Origin of the sequence: uncultured Acetatifactor sp. (assembly GCF_948601915.1) — a bacterium.
In the GTDB taxonomy this organism is placed as follows: Bacteria; Bacillota; Clostridia; order Lachnospirales; family Lachnospiraceae; genus Acetatifactor.
Window position 1 is genome coordinate 38,544 of the sequence record NZ_CAPDXS010000031.1, and the last position, 1,926, is coordinate 40,469.

1 protein-coding gene and 1 pseudogene (1 of these 2 cut by a window edge) are annotated in these 1,926 nt (G+C 59.9%); both read right to left on the bottom strand.

The features are described 5' to 3' along the window. Positions 1-343: pseudogene (locus Q2B33_RS07430) on the bottom strand (asparaginase) (it extends 671 nt beyond the left edge of the window). 83 nt (positions 344-426) lie between these two features. Next, the gene (gene rlmD, locus Q2B33_RS07435; protein ID WP_300804651.1) at positions 427-1,764 is read right to left on the bottom strand and encodes a 23S rRNA (uracil(1939)-C(5))-methyltransferase RlmD; all 1,338 of its coding nucleotides are present in this window, start codon (positions 1,762-1,764) and stop codon (positions 427-429) included. Between the last annotated feature and the right edge of the window lie 162 nt (positions 1,765-1,926).

Consider the following 1,926-nt stretch of genomic DNA (forward strand, 5'->3'; position numbering starts at 1 on the left):
TCGGCTTCTGGGCCCCTGTGACCACCACTGGCTTGGGGCTGTTCTGCACCAGGTAGGACAGGGCGGCCGCCGTGAAGGCCATGGTGTCCGTGCCGTGGCAGATAACGAATCCATCGTAGTCATCATAGCGCCTCTCGATCAGCGCGGTCAGCTCCAGCCAGTGCTTTCCGCAGACATTGGTGCTGTCCAGGCTGAAGGGCGATGCCACCTCCACCTGGCAGAACTCCCGGTATCCCTCCACATACTGCAGCAGCTCCGCCGCAGCTATCTTGGGAGCCAGCCCCTCCTCCGTGTATCCCGAGGCGATTGTGCCTCCTGTGGCTATCAGCAATATCTTTTTCATCCAGCTTCCTTCCTGCCCCGGGGGGCATCCTTTATACTTTCTCTGCCCACAGGCTGTTTCATGGGCCTCACAGTTCATGGGCTTCACAGGGACAGCGCCACAACTGCCTCTATGGCATCCGTATAGGGGAACATGTCCACTGCCACGCATTTTTCCACCTTGTACCCTTTTTTCACCAGGATCCGCAGATCCGCCACCAATGTCTCCGGATTGCAGGAGATGTACACGATGCGCCTGGGCCTGATCTTCGCCGCCGCGTTCAGGAAGGCCTCGCTGCTGCCGCTTCTGGGCGGGTCCATGAACAGCACGTCCAGCTTCCCGCCCGCCTCCGCCATCTCCAGCAGGAACTCCCCCGCGTCCCTCTGATAAAAGCGGACGTTGGATATTTTGTTGCGCCTGGCGTTGCTGACGGCATCCCGCACCGCGTCCCTGTTCAGCTCCACCCCCAGGACATTGTCCGCCTGCCTGCCGGCGATCAGGCCGATGGTCCCCGTGCCACAGTAGGCGTCCATCACGGTCTCCTCACCCGTGAGCCCCGCGTACTCCATGGCCTTGGCGTACAGTTTCTCTGTCTGCACAGGGTTCACCTGATAGAAGGACTTGGGCGAGATGCGGAAGGTCATGCCGCAAAGCTCGTCCTCGATATAGCCTTTTCCGTATATCACCTGCTCCCTGTCCCCCAGGACCATGCTGGTGTCCTTGTCGTTGATGTTGAGGACCATGGTGGTGATCTCCGGGTGGATCTTCAGCAGGGCCTTTACGAAATTGTTCTTGGAGGGCATGATGGGATAGCCCAGCACCAGCACCACCATGATCTGCCCCGTGGCATGTCCCACCCGTATCAGCACATGGCGCAGCAGCCCCCGGCCCGTGTCCTCGTCGTAGGGCCGTATCTTGAAGGATTTCAGAAGCCCCCGGATGGACACGATGATTTCATCCGCCTTCTGATTCTCTATCAGACAACTGTCTATGGGGACAATGCGGTGGCTCTTCTCCTCATAGGTGCCGGAAACGGCCCTGTGCCGCGCGTCCTCCCCGAAGGCCGCGTGGACCTTGTTGCGGTAATGGTTGGGGTCGTCCATGGGGATGATGTGCTCCGGCCTGCAGTAGGGCTCCATGAGCCTGCGGAACTTCGTGGCCTTGGCCTCAAGCTGCTCTCCGTAGCCTTTGTTGATCCACTGGCAGCTCCCGCATTTGGAGGCTACGGGGCACAGCTTCTGGGGCTCTCTCTTTCCGGAGGTTTTCCTGTCTTGGATGTCCCGCCCTGCCTTTTGGGGGGCATGCCCTCCCCTTCCGGGAGCCTTGGGCCCGGATGCCCCCTGGGGCCTTGGGCCTCCCCTTTCCGGGACATCCCGCTCCGCCCGCTTCCGGGGCATCCCTTTTCCTGACGTTTCCTTCTTCGGCTTACCGCTCATCGGCATATTCTTTCCTCTCCCGCTCCCGGCGACTGACAGGAGCATCCCTTTCTTGATCGACAGTCCAAAAAAATGCCAAATCTCTGTAGAAACAAAGATTTGGCATCTTAGCATGTATCGGAGTGGCGGGATTCGAACTCGCGACCTCCGCCTCCCTAAGACGGCGCT

Excerpts from the sequence above, each read along its gene's own strand:
- rlmD (WP_300804651.1), bottom strand. The coding sequence starts at position 1,764 with ATGCCGATGAGCGGTAAGCCGAAGAAGGAAACGTCAGGAAAAGGGATG.